We start from the raw sequence: 15,073 nt of genomic DNA, 5'->3' as shown, positions 1-15,073 counted from the left end.
GAGGGATTCCAGATGCTTAAGACAGTCGAATTGGGCTTCGAGAATGGTGACACGATGCGGTTGCCGGCGAAGGCCATTGACCTGGCGCTGGACGATATTGCGCAATCTTTCTACTATTCCAACTATACCAACCCAGACGACGGGGCTCACGAGTCAACCGTGCAAGAGATTGGCCGCGGGCATCTGGCGATTCGCAAGGATTGGTTCGAGCCCCTGGCTGACCGATTGATTGAGACCGGTCGCCAGCAGACCGATGATCCCGTTGTGGCGCAGGCGCTGCCGAATTATTATCAAGTTGACCGGAATATGGTTACGGAATGGTTGGCCCAAGGGATGCCGGCCAGCCAAATTAAGCAAAAGGTGCTTGAGGCATTGACGGTGCATTTTGTCGAAACGATGCCAGCCGACTTAACCAGAATTGTTCTGATGCGGTCGGATCGGCCGGATGAGAAAGTGTCGGTGCCGTGGCGCAATCTAACGCGGGAAGACCAGCTCGACTACAATGAGCTGGCAGTTAATCTGGACTCGGCAAGCAAGTTTATTGTCATGTTTGATGCGCGCGATCCGCATATTCAGGACCCTGATCATGGGCGAAAGGAGGCCGAGCTGCTTGGTTTTCTGGGTGAGGATGAGTGGTAGCAGAATTGTTTTCAGGAAGACTCGAGTATACTGAAGACATTCAGAAAGTGAGGGATCCCAGATGCTGAAGACGATCGAAATGACGTTTGAGAACACCGATATCATGCGTTTCCCGGCGGATGCCGTGAACATGGTGCTGAAAGAAATCAGTGAAACAATTACGTTGGTCCATTATCAGCCGCCGTTCGCCGGCACGAGTGAAGGGGCCAGCCAAAAAATTGGCCAAGGCTATATTTCCGTACGTAAAGATTGGTTTCAATCGCTGGCCGCCGAGATTTTATCTGCCGCGCGGCACCAGACGGCTGGCCCCCTTGCCCAGCCAATATTGGCGGACTATCACCAGGTGGATCAGGCCATGGTCGCCAAGTGGCTGGCCAAGGACCTCCCCGCAGATCAGGTGCAGCAAAAGATTTTTACGCGCCTGACGGTGCATTTTATGCAGGATAGTTCCGCTGATTTGTCGAGTTTAACCCTGCATGACACTGAACGGTCTGCCCGCACGCTTTGGCTGCCTTGGCGGAATCACGTCAACCGGGAATGGCTGGATTACAACGAATTCGCGGTCAATTTTGATTCACCGGATGAGTTTGTCACGATGTTTGACGGCCGCGATCCGCATATTCAGAAGCATCCGCAACAAACGGCGGAGGCGTTTGGACTGGTCCTCGGCGAGGCCGACGAAGAAGACGAGTGAGCGGTTCGCCGCTGATGGAATTAAGCTCCCGCATCGGGGGCTTTTTCTATCGAATCAATTGACAGCGCTTTGCATGCCTGTGACAATAAGCATTAAGTGAGGTTTTCTATAAACAACCGGCATGCCGGCATGTCCGGAAAACGCGAAAAAGGGAAGCAAAATGAAACAGTGGACAAAGCAGGATCTCTACGCGGCTTACGAGAAACACGACCGCATGGGATTGAGTGCCATGCACGAACCGGGAACCGACCCGGAATGCGCGGTGTGCGATGAGATCAATACCATTACAGCGGCCTTAGAAGGAGTGACCGTGGCCGAAGCGGCGCGGGCAGCACGGGAAGAAGCAAAACCGCTCCCCGAGCCGGAACCGGAACCGCCCAAGCCGCCAAAAGCCAAGCCGCCGGTCCAGCACCGCACCCCGCGGATGACGCCGGTAATTTATGATGTTGTTATCGCTGGGAAGAAATGCCTGTATCGGGTGACGACCCGTGCTCAAGTGCGGCGATTAAAGGCTCAAGCCGACGGCCGAGTGCTGTACCCGGTTGCCCCGGCCGTATACAATACGACTTATTTGATGAATGCCCGGAACGCCGCGGTTTCCATTGCCAGCTTTCTGAAAAACCACCCCAAAGCCAGCGGTCGGATTGCGGAAATGCAACTGCGCACGATTCGCTCAGCGGGCCAGTCTGGCCGGCAGGCGGGGCAGAAGGATCAGTGGCTGCACTACTCCGGTGAGAATCAGCAAGCCGTCATTGACTTTGTCGCGCCCTGCCAGGCCCATCCGACTAAGAAGGGCAACAAGGTGCAGATTGTGACCAGCCGCGGCAGCTTCTCGCTGGCGCCGGGGGATTATGCGGTCAAGCTGCCGACAGGGCGGATCCTCAATTTCGACGAGGCGGAGTTTGAGGCACTTTACACAATCACAGCATCCGTATCCTGGACGATGGTTGGCGAGTAAATCGAGGCTTAATAGGAAAAGGAGGGCTTGATCACTATGCCCAGAAAGAAAAAACAGTACATCCAACTCAAGATCCAATTGCGTGACGAACACCCGCCTGTCTGGCGGCGGGTCGTTGTGCCGCGGCACTTTGCGTTGAACCAGTTACACGCGGTGATCCAGATCGCTTTTGGTTGGGAGAATTCCCATTTGTACCAATTCTGGGCCACCCAGAATAAGAAGACGTTTTATGTGCCGCAAATCGACTCGGATTTTTACGCTAATCAAAAGCCCACTCAAGGCACTGAAGCGGTGCGCTTGTTGGAGAAGTCCAACTTGATTTATGAATATGATTTCGGCGAAAGTTGGGAGCATTTGATTCATCTGGAGAAGGTGCTCGGGCCGGCTGACCTCAACGGCGAACAGGCGCCGTTTTGTTTAACTGGCCGCGGCGCAGGTAAGCAAGAAGATTCCCGGGGTGAAGCAGATAATGATGCAACGCCGTTCGATAAGGCAGCAATCAACACCCGACTGCATGCAGCATTCCCTACCGAAATGGCCATGCCGGACGACTATCAATATGATCAAGCACCGATTTGGAATACGGACTCAGCAGCTCGTCAACTGCAAAATGACCCCAAACTGATGGATGCGCTGCTGGCCGGCAAAACCATCGTCCAGGATGGGGACAACCCGCCAGAGATTAAGAATCCCCAACCCGCACGCACAACCAAGTCGGCCCATGCAGCAAAGGCAGCGATGCTTTCCGATAAAGTGGTCGCGCAAGCGGTAACGTCAAAACCGCCATGGAAAAGTGAAGTTCAAAGTCAAAACCGTGGTTCAGGAGGTGGGCGGCAGAGATCAGTTTAATCAAAGAATGATTTTCCTTATTCAAACGATATTGATGCACTGATATCGGCGCTAGAATGTTTCTAACGCACACAAATAGAGCGCCTGAGATTTTCTTCGTCAGGTGATCAAGCAGCGACAGGCAGCTGTTCCTGAGCGAGTGCGATTAGTGCAAGCCACTTATCAAACATCCGCTCGTGGGCCAGCACTGCATCGATTGGCACAGGGACGTGATAGTTCAGCGCCTCGTGCGGCCGCAAGAAGTTGTAACACGCTGAGAACAGTGTTGTGTAGCTGGCTGAGCCTTTGGCTGAGCCGAAGCCGGTCGTTGAGCGGTAGTGGCCCTTATATTCGCGATTCAGACGTTCAATGATCTGTTTCAAGTAGCGAAACTCGGTAGAGACTTCGTCTTTGTTCTTCAGACCGATGACTTGTTTGATGTCGAAGTTGATGCCATGTTTGGCAAAGTAAATTCGGGCTACCTGATAGATGGGGTTCGCATCGACGATGAAGCGCAGCTTCTCGGGGATCACATCAAACTTCTGCAGTACCTGGTTGATCGCGATGGCCGCTGATTCGCTAGTGCGATGCGGTGTGACGTAATCGGCCAGAATCAGCTTGTTCAGGGCATCGTAGAAGTAAAAGATGTAGTTCCACTTGCCCTTCACGCGGATGTAGGTTTCGTCGCCAACCAGTTCCTCAGACAGCTTGTACGGATAGTTCGCCCAGAAAGGACGAACGACGGCGGCCACCGCTTCTTCATAGTTATGAATCGTCTGGTGCGAGATCTTGATACCGTGCACGTCGTACATCAGGGCCGCGGTCTTCCTGGCCGACATGCCGTAATTGATGTGGTAGGTCAAGACCAGACCCAATACTTGCGGTGTGGCGCGGATCCGGCCCAGGTCAACAGTTGTTTGAATTGGCGAGTCGGCGTCGACACTCTTCAGCTCAAAACGAAAATCCCGGTACGTATAGCGGACTTTAAACCGGGTTGGTTCGGCACTGAACGCGGCCAGTTGTTTGGGTGATAACTGAGCTACCTTGCCTTGGCGATACGAGCAATTGTCGTTTGGGCAGACCCAAACATCGAAGTTCACGCGCTTGTTATGCAGGTACAGTGCGTGTGTGCAATACGGACAGCGCAGTGATACGTCCTTCTTGTAGTCGCCGTCGCGTCGTTGAAACTTGAAGTGACAGACCTTGCACTCTAACTGACCGCCTTTGCCGTTGTTGGCGTAAAGGTAGTCGCTCGGTGCGTCGCACCGCGCACACCGAAGTGCTTGAAAATCAATCGGTTTGCGTCGACGCACAGCCTTGATGGGTTTGCCGGTATCCGTCAGGTGTTGGGCTAAAAGCTCTTGATAGTCCAGTTTCTCGGGCTGAATGTCTGCGGCCAGCAGGGGCACTGCTTCGTCTACTTCAAACTGGTTGAACCGTTTGTAGATTGGCTTGTCTGGCTGGGGCATGCGCGAGTTACTGATGAACTGGAACAGCCATAACGCCAACAAAATAATTAAACGGCGTTGGTACTTGATTATCTCAATTAAATACTGTATCAATAGTGTATGCACTCGGATTCCTCTTTTCGGAATTTCTTAGTTGTAGTTGTGTACACCTAGGATACCAGAACAAGAGAAAAATCCGGGTGTTTTTCTTTTGCCTGAAGGCAAGAAAAGCACCCGGAAAGCAGAAAGAAAGGTACGTCTTTTGACAGTACCGCGCAAGCGGTGGAGGAGTTATCCATGACCGCTAACGACCGCACCCTTCATAGCGTCACGGTCTTAAACCGAGCCATTCATCTTGGCACCATCACCAATGCCCAACTGGTGACGATTGCCCAACGGATCATCAATGATCAGCTTTTGCACTATCACATCCAAGGAGAGCGGATTGCTGACGGTATTGTCCGCATGTCAGTGGGCAGGGTAGTACGCCATTTACTAATGAGAGATGATCAGCAGCCATTTTTACCAGCTCCTGTCCGCACCGCTTTGTTTAATGAAATTACGGATGCGGCGATTCAAGAAACAAATGTGGTTTATTTTCAAGGTGATGTCAGCGGCGTCGCTGCGGCGCTGAACACATATGGTGTCATGCTGTACCATCCGGATTATCCGGCGTTTGCGAACGCAGCAGATGTTACCCAGAATGAGAGTGCGGTGGTGTTGCAGGTGCTTGCCCATATCGAGGGGGCCTTTAACAGCGGCGAGATTGATGCCATGGCCAATATTTTCTACGCTTTGGCAGAGACCGGGCAAATGGCTCCGCCCAATTTGACCACTCACCTGAAATTAGTCAGTAGTGCGTTGGAGTTGAACGTGAAAAGGGCTCCAGCGGATGATTTGCTGCCGCGCATTCGTCAGCGTATGTGGGAAAATGTACTGGCTTTGCTGGATATTGCCTTACGCGATTTTCGAGCTTACCGCTCGACTCAGCAATATGTGCATGGGTTGGTGAAGCAGCGCTTGGCGAATACGCTGGCGATCGATGGGGATATCAAGATTTAGCTGCGATACACCAGTCGGGGCATCCCGTCGGGTGAGCGATGATTGCCAAGTGATTCAGTTGTCTGGAAAAGGGGGCTAACTCATTATGCCGAGAAAGAAGAAGCAGTACCTGCAACTCAAGATCCAACTGCGTGACGAACATCCACTTGTTTGGCGGCGGGTCGTTGTGCCATATCAATTCACGCTAGATCAGCTGCATGCGGTGCTTCAGATTGCCTTTGGCTGGCGGACTTACCATCTGTATCAATTTTGGGCAACACGGAACAAGAAGACGCTCTATGTTCCGGATTTTGACGGCTATTCCGATGCGGTTCAGAAACTTATCCAAGATATCAAAGCGGGACCGTTGCTGGAAAAGTCCAACTTGATCTATGAATATGATTTCGGTGAGAGCTGGGAGCATCTGATCCATCTGGAGAAGATCCTTGAGCCGGCGGATATCGAGGGCAGCCAGGCTCCTTTCTGCCTTGCCGGTCGTGGTGCGGCCAAGCGGGAAGACTCGCGGGGTGAGGAGGATAATGACGCGGCACCATTTGATCAAGCAGCAATCAACGACCGGCTGCATGCCGTCTTTCCCACTGATACAGCTATGCCGGACGACTATCGGTACGGTCAGAAACCGCAATCCAGGCAACCTAATCGGCGGACGGCCAAATCAAAGAAGCAAACACTGACCGATAGTGAGCTACATGATGCGGTAAACGGGTTGCTGGTGGAGGCCGACAACACGACGCTGCGAAATGCCGACGCACTGGCTGCTGATTTTCGTCAGGGCCGGTTATCAATCGCTCAACAGGCATATGTTGCGCAACGCATTATCGATGACATGATGCTGCTGTACTACATTGATGATCATCAGACCAGAGAGGTCTACGTGCGAATGTCAGTGGGCGAAGTGGTGCGCAGTATGCTGGTGCAGGACGTCGCCCGCTCCTTTTTGACTGATAACCAATTGGCGGTGCTCTTTAACCAAATCGTGACTGCAGTCATTGAGGAGCATAACGTCAGCTATTTTATCAACCAGTTCAACGGAAGGGGATCCGCGCTTAGTACATTAGCGACGGCAGTCCAGCACCCTGCTTTTCCTGAGAAGCTGGCCAAACGGATCGGCACCACGGTGCTTCGGTTGATTATCAACGTCAACGGGCCGTTCAATAGTAATGAAACGGAAAGCATCGCTTTTATTTTCTACGTTCTAGCAGCTCGCCGGGTGCTAACACCGAAAGAGTTGATTGGGCAGATGCAGTCGATTGACGGCATTCTTAACCAAAGGGCAAACGAGGCAGAACTAGCCAATATCTATCCATTGATTCATCAGCGGGCGTGGATTGGTGTGCTGGCTCTGGCAAATGTGATGTTTGAGTCAGCCTACACGTATCGGCCGGTCTGGAACTATATTCATGGTCAGTTGCAACAGTGGGTGGCTGCTGTTGGCGCCAACCCCAAGGCGATGCTCTAGGGGGAGTTGCAGTTGTAAGAATCAAATCAGATATCAAATTGGAATATTCGCGGAATTGACAGTATCTTCGCCGCATACAATAATCGATTTGCTGAAAAATCATTTAGATTGGAGAATTTATCAGCACTATGTCAAAAGAAAAGTACTACCTGCAACTCAAGATCCAATTACAACACGAAAAACCAGCAGTTTGGCGGCGGGTGATCGTTCCCGACACGATGCATCTCGACCAACTGCACGTCGTCATTCAGGTTGTCTTTGCCTGGGACAATTCGCACATTGACCAATTCTGGAACACGCAGAGCCGGGACTTCTTGTACGTTCCCTACATCGACGATGACCTGCCAGCAGATCAGGCGTTAACCAGCAAGACAATGGTGTGGTCTGCCTTGGAATCAGGGAATCTCATCTACGATTTTGATTTTGAAAGCGAGCTGGACCAGCGGATTCATTTGGAGAAAATCGTTGATGCGGATGCTTTAACGGGTCAACCCGCACCGCGGTGTATTGCTGGCCGGGGGACGAATCCGTATGGTGATCAGGAGTTTGATTTAGACCAAATCAACGATAGACTGAAAGCCGCCTTTCTCACTGAAAACACGGTTGCGCAGGACTGTGATTTGACGGAAGGCAACGGTTATTGGTAATCGGCAGGAATGACGGACTCATTGATAGTCAATCGAGGATTGGAGATCATATGATGGATGATAAACAAATGGATGCGCTAGCCAAGAAACTGGTGACGGATCCACTGGCGAAAAAGGCTTTAAAGGATAACGATGCCGGCAGCTTGGTGAGGTTGATGTCGAACAATCCAGAGTTTACAAAAGGATTGACGCCAGAGGAAAAAGACATTCTTAATGCGCTTGCTAACGATGCTGAAATATCGGAACAGGATATCAGTGATGCCCTCGCTAATTTGGCGGATACCGATCCAGATGTCGTGATGGAGGCGGCCTCATTTTTGACCAATGGCGTCATGGACGGAGAAATCGCTTTTAATCAGCAAAAGCGCATTGTGCGCACGGTTCTTCAACAGAAGAGGTTGTATCAGAATATCGATCAACCAGACGATAATCGGGGCGCGTACCCCCGAATGGCAGCGGCTTTAATTGCCGAATTGCTGCTGGGTTTGGACAGCGGTACTCAGGCTATTATGACTGCACCGCAGCGCAGCCAGTTTTTCACCTGGGCCGAGACTTATGTGCTGAAAGAGAAAAATCAGACAGCCTTGACGGAAACCAGCGAAAGCGCGCGGACGCTGGCTTGGGGTCTGCTGATGAGCGCGTATTTGCACCCGTTGTATCCACAGGACAAATTGAATCAGTTGAGCAACGAGGTGCTGGCATTTCTTCATAATTTTGACACTGTTTTTATGGATGGGGAGACTGCGGCGATTGCCCGAGTGTTTTATGTTTTGGCAGCCAGAAAGAGAATGTCAGCAGGCGATTTGTTGAGTCAAATCAAAAAGGTTACTGAAAAGCTGAACGGTGAACGTGACGAGCAGAAAGCACCGACAGTTTTTCGGTCGGACGCGTGGTATCGCGTATTGAGCATCTTGGCGTATACATTGCAGGATGCTGATCACTATCGGCAAGTGCGCAAGTACATCAATGCGGTGTTGACGGATTATTATCAGAAAGACCTAGCCTTTGCGTTCAAGACAGATTTTCCGGTACAGAAATAAAGTGGCTCAGGCTGATTATTGGTTGCTGCTCGTTGCGATAATCAGTTGATTGCGTCAATACAGAAAAGAGGACACGTCATGTTAGCTTTCACCGATCTCGGTCGTCATTACACCCAAGCAGAACTCGCCCGCGCCAAGAAGCAAAAGCTACCTACCATTTACGTCTGGCGCGGTGAGCGGGTTTTCATCAGTTTCGTCGTCGGTCCATTGGCTGATGGCAGGATACCTGACATCACCGTTGATTTTCCTGAGCACTGGCCGGTTGAGATTGGTGTTGTCCGTGAAACGTCGGAGTATGTCGGCCGGGGGATGACCTGGGGTGAGATTCCCATCGGCCCGAACAAGATGGCGCCGGATTATGTTCAGCCATTGACGGATTTGACCACAGCACCTGCGCCGTACCTCAATTGTGTGGCCACGATCGACGTGCCGGACGAGGCCGATCACGGTGATGAAGTGCTGGTGATCGGAACGATTCGGGCGGGTGCGGAAGCCTTGTCCTTGCCAATCCAGGTAATCGGGCTGGATTATCCGCACCCTGACCCGCAACTGTTCAGCCTGGAGTTGTGGGAATATCCGTATGCCGTGGCGCGGTACTACAACATTCCGGCAGATCAGCTCTTTGGGCCGGAACATGAGCGGCTGGTCAAGGAGAACTTGCAGAAATATGTCGAAATGGGCGGTCAGTCGATCACCACGACAATTGTCGAAGACCCCTGGCACCACTAGACCTATGACGCCTATCCCAGTTTGGTTCAGTGGACACAGACGGCGGCCGGGTTCCATTTCGACTACACCAATTTCGATCGCTATGTGCAGTGGAATTTGGATTTGGGCATTTATCGGAAGATCAAGTGCTTTTCAATCTTACCGTGGGAAAACGAGATCAAGTACCGCGATGCCCAAGGTAATTGGGTCACTGAAAAACCGGCGGTGGGGTCTGACCGCTGGCGGGCGATCTGGACGGCTTTCTTAACGGACTTCATTGACCATCTGAACGCGCAGGGCTGGTTTGACCGGACGTATATGGCGCTGGATGAGCGGCCCTTGGACGAAATGAAGACGGTGATTGAGTTCATCAGCCAATTCAAGACCGCGTCAGGGCAGCCGTTGAAGCTGTCGGGGGCGGTGAATTATCAGACCGTGGCGGCGGATGTGCTGGACCATTACCAGGATATTTCGATCAATCAGGCGGACATCGGCGATCCCCGGGCGTTCAAGCAGTTCGTGGCGGATCGGCACGACAAGGGACTGGAGACGACTTTCTATAATTGTGTCGGTAATTATCCCAGCATGTTCGCGCTGAGCGAGCCGATTGAGACGGCGTATCTGTTGTGGTACTTCGCCTCGTTAAGTGTTGACGGGTTCCTGCGCTGGGCGCTGGATGCGTGGGTTGAAGATCCCACCAAGTCGGTCAATCATTGGTACTGGGAGAGCGGCGATCCGTTCCTGCTGTATCCGCATGGGGACGGCGATGATAAGCCGTATCTGTCGCCGCGAATCATGATGCTGGAGCATACCATGGCTCAGATTCGGCAGTGGCGGTTCATGGCATCGGATGAGGTGACCGAGGACCTGCCCGCGGTGCAGGCACTGACGGCGTATTTGGACACGCTGATCGACACGCCGTTGCCGGCGAAGACGGTGAATGAGTACGGCGCCACGGTGGGGGTGGATGAAAAAGCGGACCATCAGTACATGCGCGAGACGGTGGCGAAGATTGAGGCGCTGCTGGCGAAGGCCGGGGTCGATTAAGAAGTGATGCGAAGCCCAGGCTGGGAGCACGTGGCTGCAACTGATTATTGTCCAGAAATGCGGCAACTTGAATCGCGGTGACGCGAAGCCATCACGATCTGTCAAAACTGGTGGCAAAAATGACCGCTGCCATGTGTTGTTGGGTGTTACACTCCCTCCTGTTCGTAAATAATGTGCCCTATGGATTACAAACGAGCTTGGAGGCTTGATGATGAGTAATTCGCGATTGCCGCAATTAGGGGTTGTGGGGGCAGGCACACTGTTAGCGGGACAGTTTTTGGGAATTGTATTCCTTGCTTTTGGTACGGCGCTGGTTGTTTGGTTGATATTGACCCGGAAAAAGGGGCAGACCAAATGATTGAGACTGGATTAAGCATACTTTTCGAAATCGCCATGTACATCTTTCTGACCTATGTGTTCTTGAGCATCTTTTTGCGCAAGGCCGTTGCAGTAAAGAAAGATGGCGGGCAGATCGAGGTCAATGGGGCAGATGATCCGCCCTTTTATTACATGATCATTCCCGGGATGAATGAGGCGCTGGTCATTCAGCAGACCTTGGCGCAGATGGCGCAATACCATTTTCAAGGCAAAATCGTGATGATTGACGATGCGTCAGCGGACGGCACGGCTGATTTGGCGGAACAGACGGCGGCGGGGGACGACCGGATCGTGGTGATCCGCCGGCATCTGCCCCGCGCTCATATCGGGAAAGGCGACAGCTTGAATCAGGTGATGGATTATGTGAAACACGATTGCCGCCGTCATGGGCGGAATTTGAAGCAGGTGGTGATTGGCGTCTTGGACGCTGACGGGGTGCTGTCGACCGATGCGATCACCCAGTTAAATCGTTTTTTCCAAGATCCAGACCAAGTGATTTGTCAGTTACGGGTGAAGATGGATTCGCCATTTACGAGTGCGCTGCAGGTGTCTCAAGATTTGGAGTTTTTCTCCGTCAATAACATGTCGCAGAATATGCGGATGCGTACCCGCATGGTGGGCTTGTCGGGTAATGGCCAGTTTTTTCGGCTGTTGCCCGTGCTCAAGGCAGTGGGCTGGCATCCTTGGGGTCATGCCCTGCTGGATGATTATGAATTGACCCTGAAGCTGATGCTCCACGGCATTCACGTGCAATACATCGACTCGGCGTTTGTCTACCAGCAAGCTTTGACTAGTCCGTATAAGCTCTTGCGCCAACGCAGCCGCTGGGTCCAGGGAAATCTGGATTGCATTAAATATTTCAAGGCGGTAATGACCAGTCAGCAGATTGACGTCATCCAAAAAGTTGGAATTTTGTACTTTTTGGCCCAGCCCTGGATCAATGTCGCGGCTGATCTTTCCGTTTTTGGCTTAACCATCATTACCGGCCTGCGGGTGAGCCAGCTGCTAGTGGCCCATCCGTCGCTGCTGGTCAGTGCGCTGATTACTGGCGGGTTATTATTTCTTTTTAGTCAATTCTGGGGTTTTGTCTTTTCGGCGTTCTACATTCACGACTTGCACATGACCCGGATGACAGTCCCCAAGTGGACGCATCTGGTGGGCCTGCCCAGCATTGTCTCGTACATGTATGTGCTGCTTTTTGGCAGTTTGGTGATGGCCTACTGGCGCAAGTTGCGGGGCAATAATTCATGGGTGAAAACGGCGCGCCAATCGGTGGGCTGACAATTCTTTTTGCTGACATAGAAGGGCTGTGATGATAATTAATGATGATCAGTACCGTCAATTTCGCGTACACGTTCATCACCTGGATCAGCGGGTGCCGGCCCGCCGGGTATTGGCTGTCGCGGGAACAATTGGCCTGCAGAACTCGCCGCCGGGTGCGTGGGAACAGGCGGTGTTTAACCGGTTAGCGGATATTACGGCGGCAGAGTTGCGAGGGATGTTAGAAAAGCAGAAATCCTTGCTTCAAGCTTGGAGCTTTCGCGGAGCGCCAGCGGTTTTTCCGACACAGGATGCGGCCACTTTTCTCAACGCATTAGCGGCTGAAAAGGATGAAGAGCCTTGGATATACACAGCTGGGCTGGTGCCGTCGCTGCCGCAGCTGGGGATTGACTACACAACACTGCTAACCTTGGTCAGCCAGGCAACCAAGACCGTTTTGGCAGATAAAACAATCACAGGCAAGAGTCAGTTGGATGCAGCGGTTGCTGAGGCGGTGGCGGCTGACCTGCCGGCGGCGAAGCAGGCCGCGTGGCAACAGCCGTCGCCCTATGGGGCCAAGCAGACGCTGGGTCAGGCGGCGGTGTCTTTCATGCTGCGGCCGACCGGTTTTCAGGGATTGGTGGTGTTCGGCCAGCGGTCCGGCCAGTCGCCGACGTTTACCAGTCCGAAGCATTGGGGCGTTGGCTGGCCTGAGGAGTCTGCAGCGATGCATGAGTTAGTGCAGCGGTATGTGCATGCTTATGGGCCGACCAACCGTCAAGAGTTTACCAAGTGGTTGGGCTGTTCTATCGCGCAGGGCCGGCGGTTGTGGGATTTGGTGGCTGATGAACTGACTGCCGTTGATGCGGGGAGCGTGCTGACAGCTGATTTGCCGGAGTTTCAAAAGGCGGTCGAGGCCACCGGGACACTACGCTTACTCGGGCCCCATGATCCTTATCTGGATGCAAACGGCCGGGACTTGCTGCTGCCGGATAAGAAATTGCAGCGCAAAGTTTGGCGGACGGTGGGCAATCCGGGAGCGGTGCTGCTTGATGGGCGGATCATTGGCTTGTGGCGGCAAAGGAAACAAGGAAAGCAACTGAGTGCGACGGTGGATAGTTTTGTACCGTTGACCAACCGCCTGAAGCAACAGATTACGAGTCAAGTCGAGGCGTATGCCGCTTTTCTTCAAGTAACACTGAAAGCATTGACGTATGATGAATAGCATTGGTCTAGATATCAATACCGATTTTCATAACGGATGTCTGTTAACAATTAACCGGCGTCGTCAAAAACAGGCAAAGCACCATGACCAGAAACAGGCCATGCAGCGCTTTGCCTTTTTCTGCACATAAAATAGTAAGTTTTCCTGTCAAGATAGTTAACAAAATCCCTTGCCAGACCAGCAAGATTTGGTATACTAACTAAGATTAATTGGTCTACGAGAAGGGAGAACTCCACATACCATGCACTATGAAGAGGATTGTATTGGGAAGCTGGCGGTGGCGGACGATGTCTTGTACGGCATCAACACCACGCGGGCATTGCACAATTTTAATATCACCACGGAACGCACGGACAGCCTAATTTTCCAGAGCATGATTCAGATCAAGAAAGCTGCGGCAGTCGTTAACCACCGCGGCGGAACATTGGCCGAGCAGAAGGCGAAGCTGATTGTCGCGGCCTGCAACGCGCTGCTGTTGGGTCAGCACCAGGATGATTTGGTCGCCCCGGCCATTCAGGGCAGTGCCGGCACCTCGGTGAACATGAACGTCAACGAAGTGATTGCCAAGTGCGCCATGCGTATGGCGGACGGCGTGACGATTCTGCCGAATGATGACATCAATCAATGCCAGTCGACCAATGATACATACCCGACCGCGGGCAAGATGGCGATGCTCAAGGCATTGCCGCCGCTGCTGCAGAATATTGAGAAAATGGTGGCGGTGCTGCTGGATCTGGCGGATCGCTATGCCAATGTTCTCAAAGTGGGCCGCACGCAGCTGGAAGACGCTGTGCCGACCGTTTACGGCCATACCTTCCATGCCTATGCGTCGCTGTTCCGCCGGGATTTAACTCGCCTGCGGACTGCCGCCGAGGCGTTGCAGCAGATCAATCTGGGCGGGACTGCTATTGGCACGGGCCTGAACGCCACCGATTACTACCGCACCCACGTCGTCGAGGCTTTGAACGGCATCAGTGGTTTGAAATTGGCGCTGGCGGACGACATGATTGATGCGACCCAAAATACCGATACCTATGTGGCCTTCTCCGGCGCCATGAAGGTGCTGGCGGTGGACCTTTCTAAATTCTGCAACGATCTGCGCCTCTTGAACAGCGGTCCCCAGGCCGGCTTCGGCGAACTGCGGCTGCCCGCGAAACAGGCCGGGTCGTCGATCATGCCCGGCAAGGTCAATCCGGTCATTCCCGAAGTCGTCAACCAGGTGGCGTTCCAAGTTATTGGCCAGGACGTGACCATCGGCATGGCGGCGGAAGCGGGGCAGCTTGAGCTGAACGCTTTTGAACCCATCATGTTCCGCGACCTGCTGCAAAACGAGCGGTTCTTGACCCAGGCCATCGACACGCTGGTGCACAATTGCTTGAACGGGCTGACGGTGAATGTGGAACAGTGCGAAAAGAACGTCCGCCACTCCGCGGTCAGTGCCACAGTGCTGAACCCCTATCTGGGCTATGCCCAAACCACGGCGCTGGTGAAGGAAGCGTTGGCGAAGCAATGCGACATTCAGACTTTGTTGAAAGAAAAGAAAATTCTCGCCCCCGATTTGGTGGATCGTCTCTTTTCTCCCGAAGTGATGACCAACCAAGTCCCAACGACCGAATCACGATTCGTCGCGGAGCGCAGTTCGCTGCAGCCCCGCTAATCAATTAATCCAGTATCCAGGCT

The 15,073-nt window shown here is 52.8% G+C and carries 12 protein-coding genes and 1 pseudogene; 12 read left to right on the top strand and 1 reads right to left on the bottom strand.

Translation table 11 applies throughout. The annotated features are described in order from the left end of the window. The first annotated feature begins 12 nt into the window (after positions 1-12). The 4 genes from FMM01_RS11870 to FMM01_RS11855 all read left to right on the top strand — a co-directional run bounded on the left by FMM01_RS11870 (position 13) and on the right by FMM01_RS11855 (position 3,140). Entirely contained in the window at positions 13-639 is a 627-nt protein-coding gene (locus FMM01_RS11870; RefSeq protein ID WP_150392663.1) for a hypothetical protein, read from the top strand. 61 nt (positions 640-700) lie between these two features. Continuing rightward, the gene (locus FMM01_RS11865; RefSeq protein ID WP_150392662.1) at positions 701-1,333 is read left to right on the top strand and encodes a hypothetical protein; all 633 of its coding nucleotides are present in this window, start codon (positions 701-703) and stop codon (positions 1,331-1,333) included. A 160-nt stretch (positions 1,334-1,493) separates the two neighbouring features. Then, the gene (locus FMM01_RS11860) at positions 1,494-2,291 is read left to right on the top strand and encodes a hypothetical protein (RefSeq protein ID WP_150392661.1); all 798 of its coding nucleotides are present in this window, start codon (positions 1,494-1,496) and stop codon (positions 2,289-2,291) included. 36 nt (positions 2,292-2,327) lie between these two features. Then, complete coding sequence (locus tag FMM01_RS11855; protein ID WP_150392660.1) at positions 2,328-3,140, top strand: plasmid pRiA4b ORF-3 family protein; 813 nt, start codon at positions 2,328-2,330, stop codon at positions 3,138-3,140. 107 nt (positions 3,141-3,247) lie between these two features. Here the strand turns inward: FMM01_RS11855 and FMM01_RS11850 are convergent, their stop codons facing one another. Then, complete coding sequence (locus tag FMM01_RS11850; protein WP_150392454.1) at positions 3,248-4,693, bottom strand: DDE-type integrase/transposase/recombinase; 1,446 nt, start codon at positions 4,691-4,693, stop codon at positions 3,248-3,250. Positions 4,694-4,864: 171 nt separating this feature from the next. On the opposite strand from FMM01_RS11850, the gene FMM01_RS11845 reads away from it, so the two are divergent. The 8 genes and pseudogenes from FMM01_RS11845 (at position 4,865) to FMM01_RS11805 (ending at position 15,050) form a co-directional block, all read left to right on the top strand. Next, positions 4,865-5,629 (top strand): hypothetical protein, encoded by a 765-nt coding sequence (locus FMM01_RS11845; protein ID WP_150392659.1) that lies wholly within the window; start codon positions 4,865-4,867, stop codon positions 5,627-5,629. Between the two features lie 85 nt (positions 5,630-5,714). After that, a complete protein-coding gene (locus FMM01_RS11840; protein WP_150392658.1) occupies positions 5,715-7,088 on the top strand; it encodes an IS1096 element passenger TnpR family protein in 1,374 nt (457 codons plus the stop codon). Between the two features lie 128 nt (positions 7,089-7,216). Next, positions 7,217-7,735, top strand: coding sequence for a plasmid pRiA4b ORF-3 family protein (locus FMM01_RS11835; protein ID WP_150392657.1), 519 nt, complete (start codon positions 7,217-7,219; stop codon positions 7,733-7,735). Positions 7,736-7,785: 50 nt separating this feature from the next. Then, the gene (locus FMM01_RS11830; RefSeq protein ID WP_146995393.1) at positions 7,786-8,775 is read left to right on the top strand and encodes a DUF2785 domain-containing protein; all 990 of its coding nucleotides are present in this window, start codon (positions 7,786-7,788) and stop codon (positions 8,773-8,775) included. 78 nt (positions 8,776-8,853) lie between these two features. Continuing rightward, positions 8,854-10,530, top strand: a pseudogene (locus FMM01_RS16725) (DUF4091 domain-containing protein). Between the two features lie 354 nt (positions 10,531-10,884). Next, positions 10,885-12,189, top strand: coding sequence for a glycosyltransferase family 2 protein (locus FMM01_RS11815; protein ID WP_150392654.1), 1,305 nt, complete (start codon positions 10,885-10,887; stop codon positions 12,187-12,189). Positions 12,190-12,220: 31 nt separating this feature from the next. Continuing rightward, complete coding sequence (locus FMM01_RS11810; protein ID WP_150392653.1) at positions 12,221-13,393, top strand: winged helix DNA-binding domain-containing protein; 1,173 nt, start codon at positions 12,221-12,223, stop codon at positions 13,391-13,393. A gap of 241 nt (positions 13,394-13,634) precedes the next feature. Further along, a complete protein-coding gene (locus tag FMM01_RS11805) occupies positions 13,635-15,050 on the top strand; it encodes an aspartate ammonia-lyase (RefSeq protein WP_051225200.1) in 1,416 nt (471 codons plus the stop codon). Positions 15,051-15,073 lie beyond the last annotated feature (23 nt).

Origin of the sequence: Schleiferilactobacillus harbinensis (assembly GCF_008694105.1) — a bacterium.
In the GTDB taxonomy this organism is placed as follows: domain Bacteria; phylum Bacillota; class Bacilli; order Lactobacillales; family Lactobacillaceae; genus Schleiferilactobacillus; species Schleiferilactobacillus harbinensis.
This window is presented reverse-complemented; position numbering and strand designations above follow the sequence as displayed.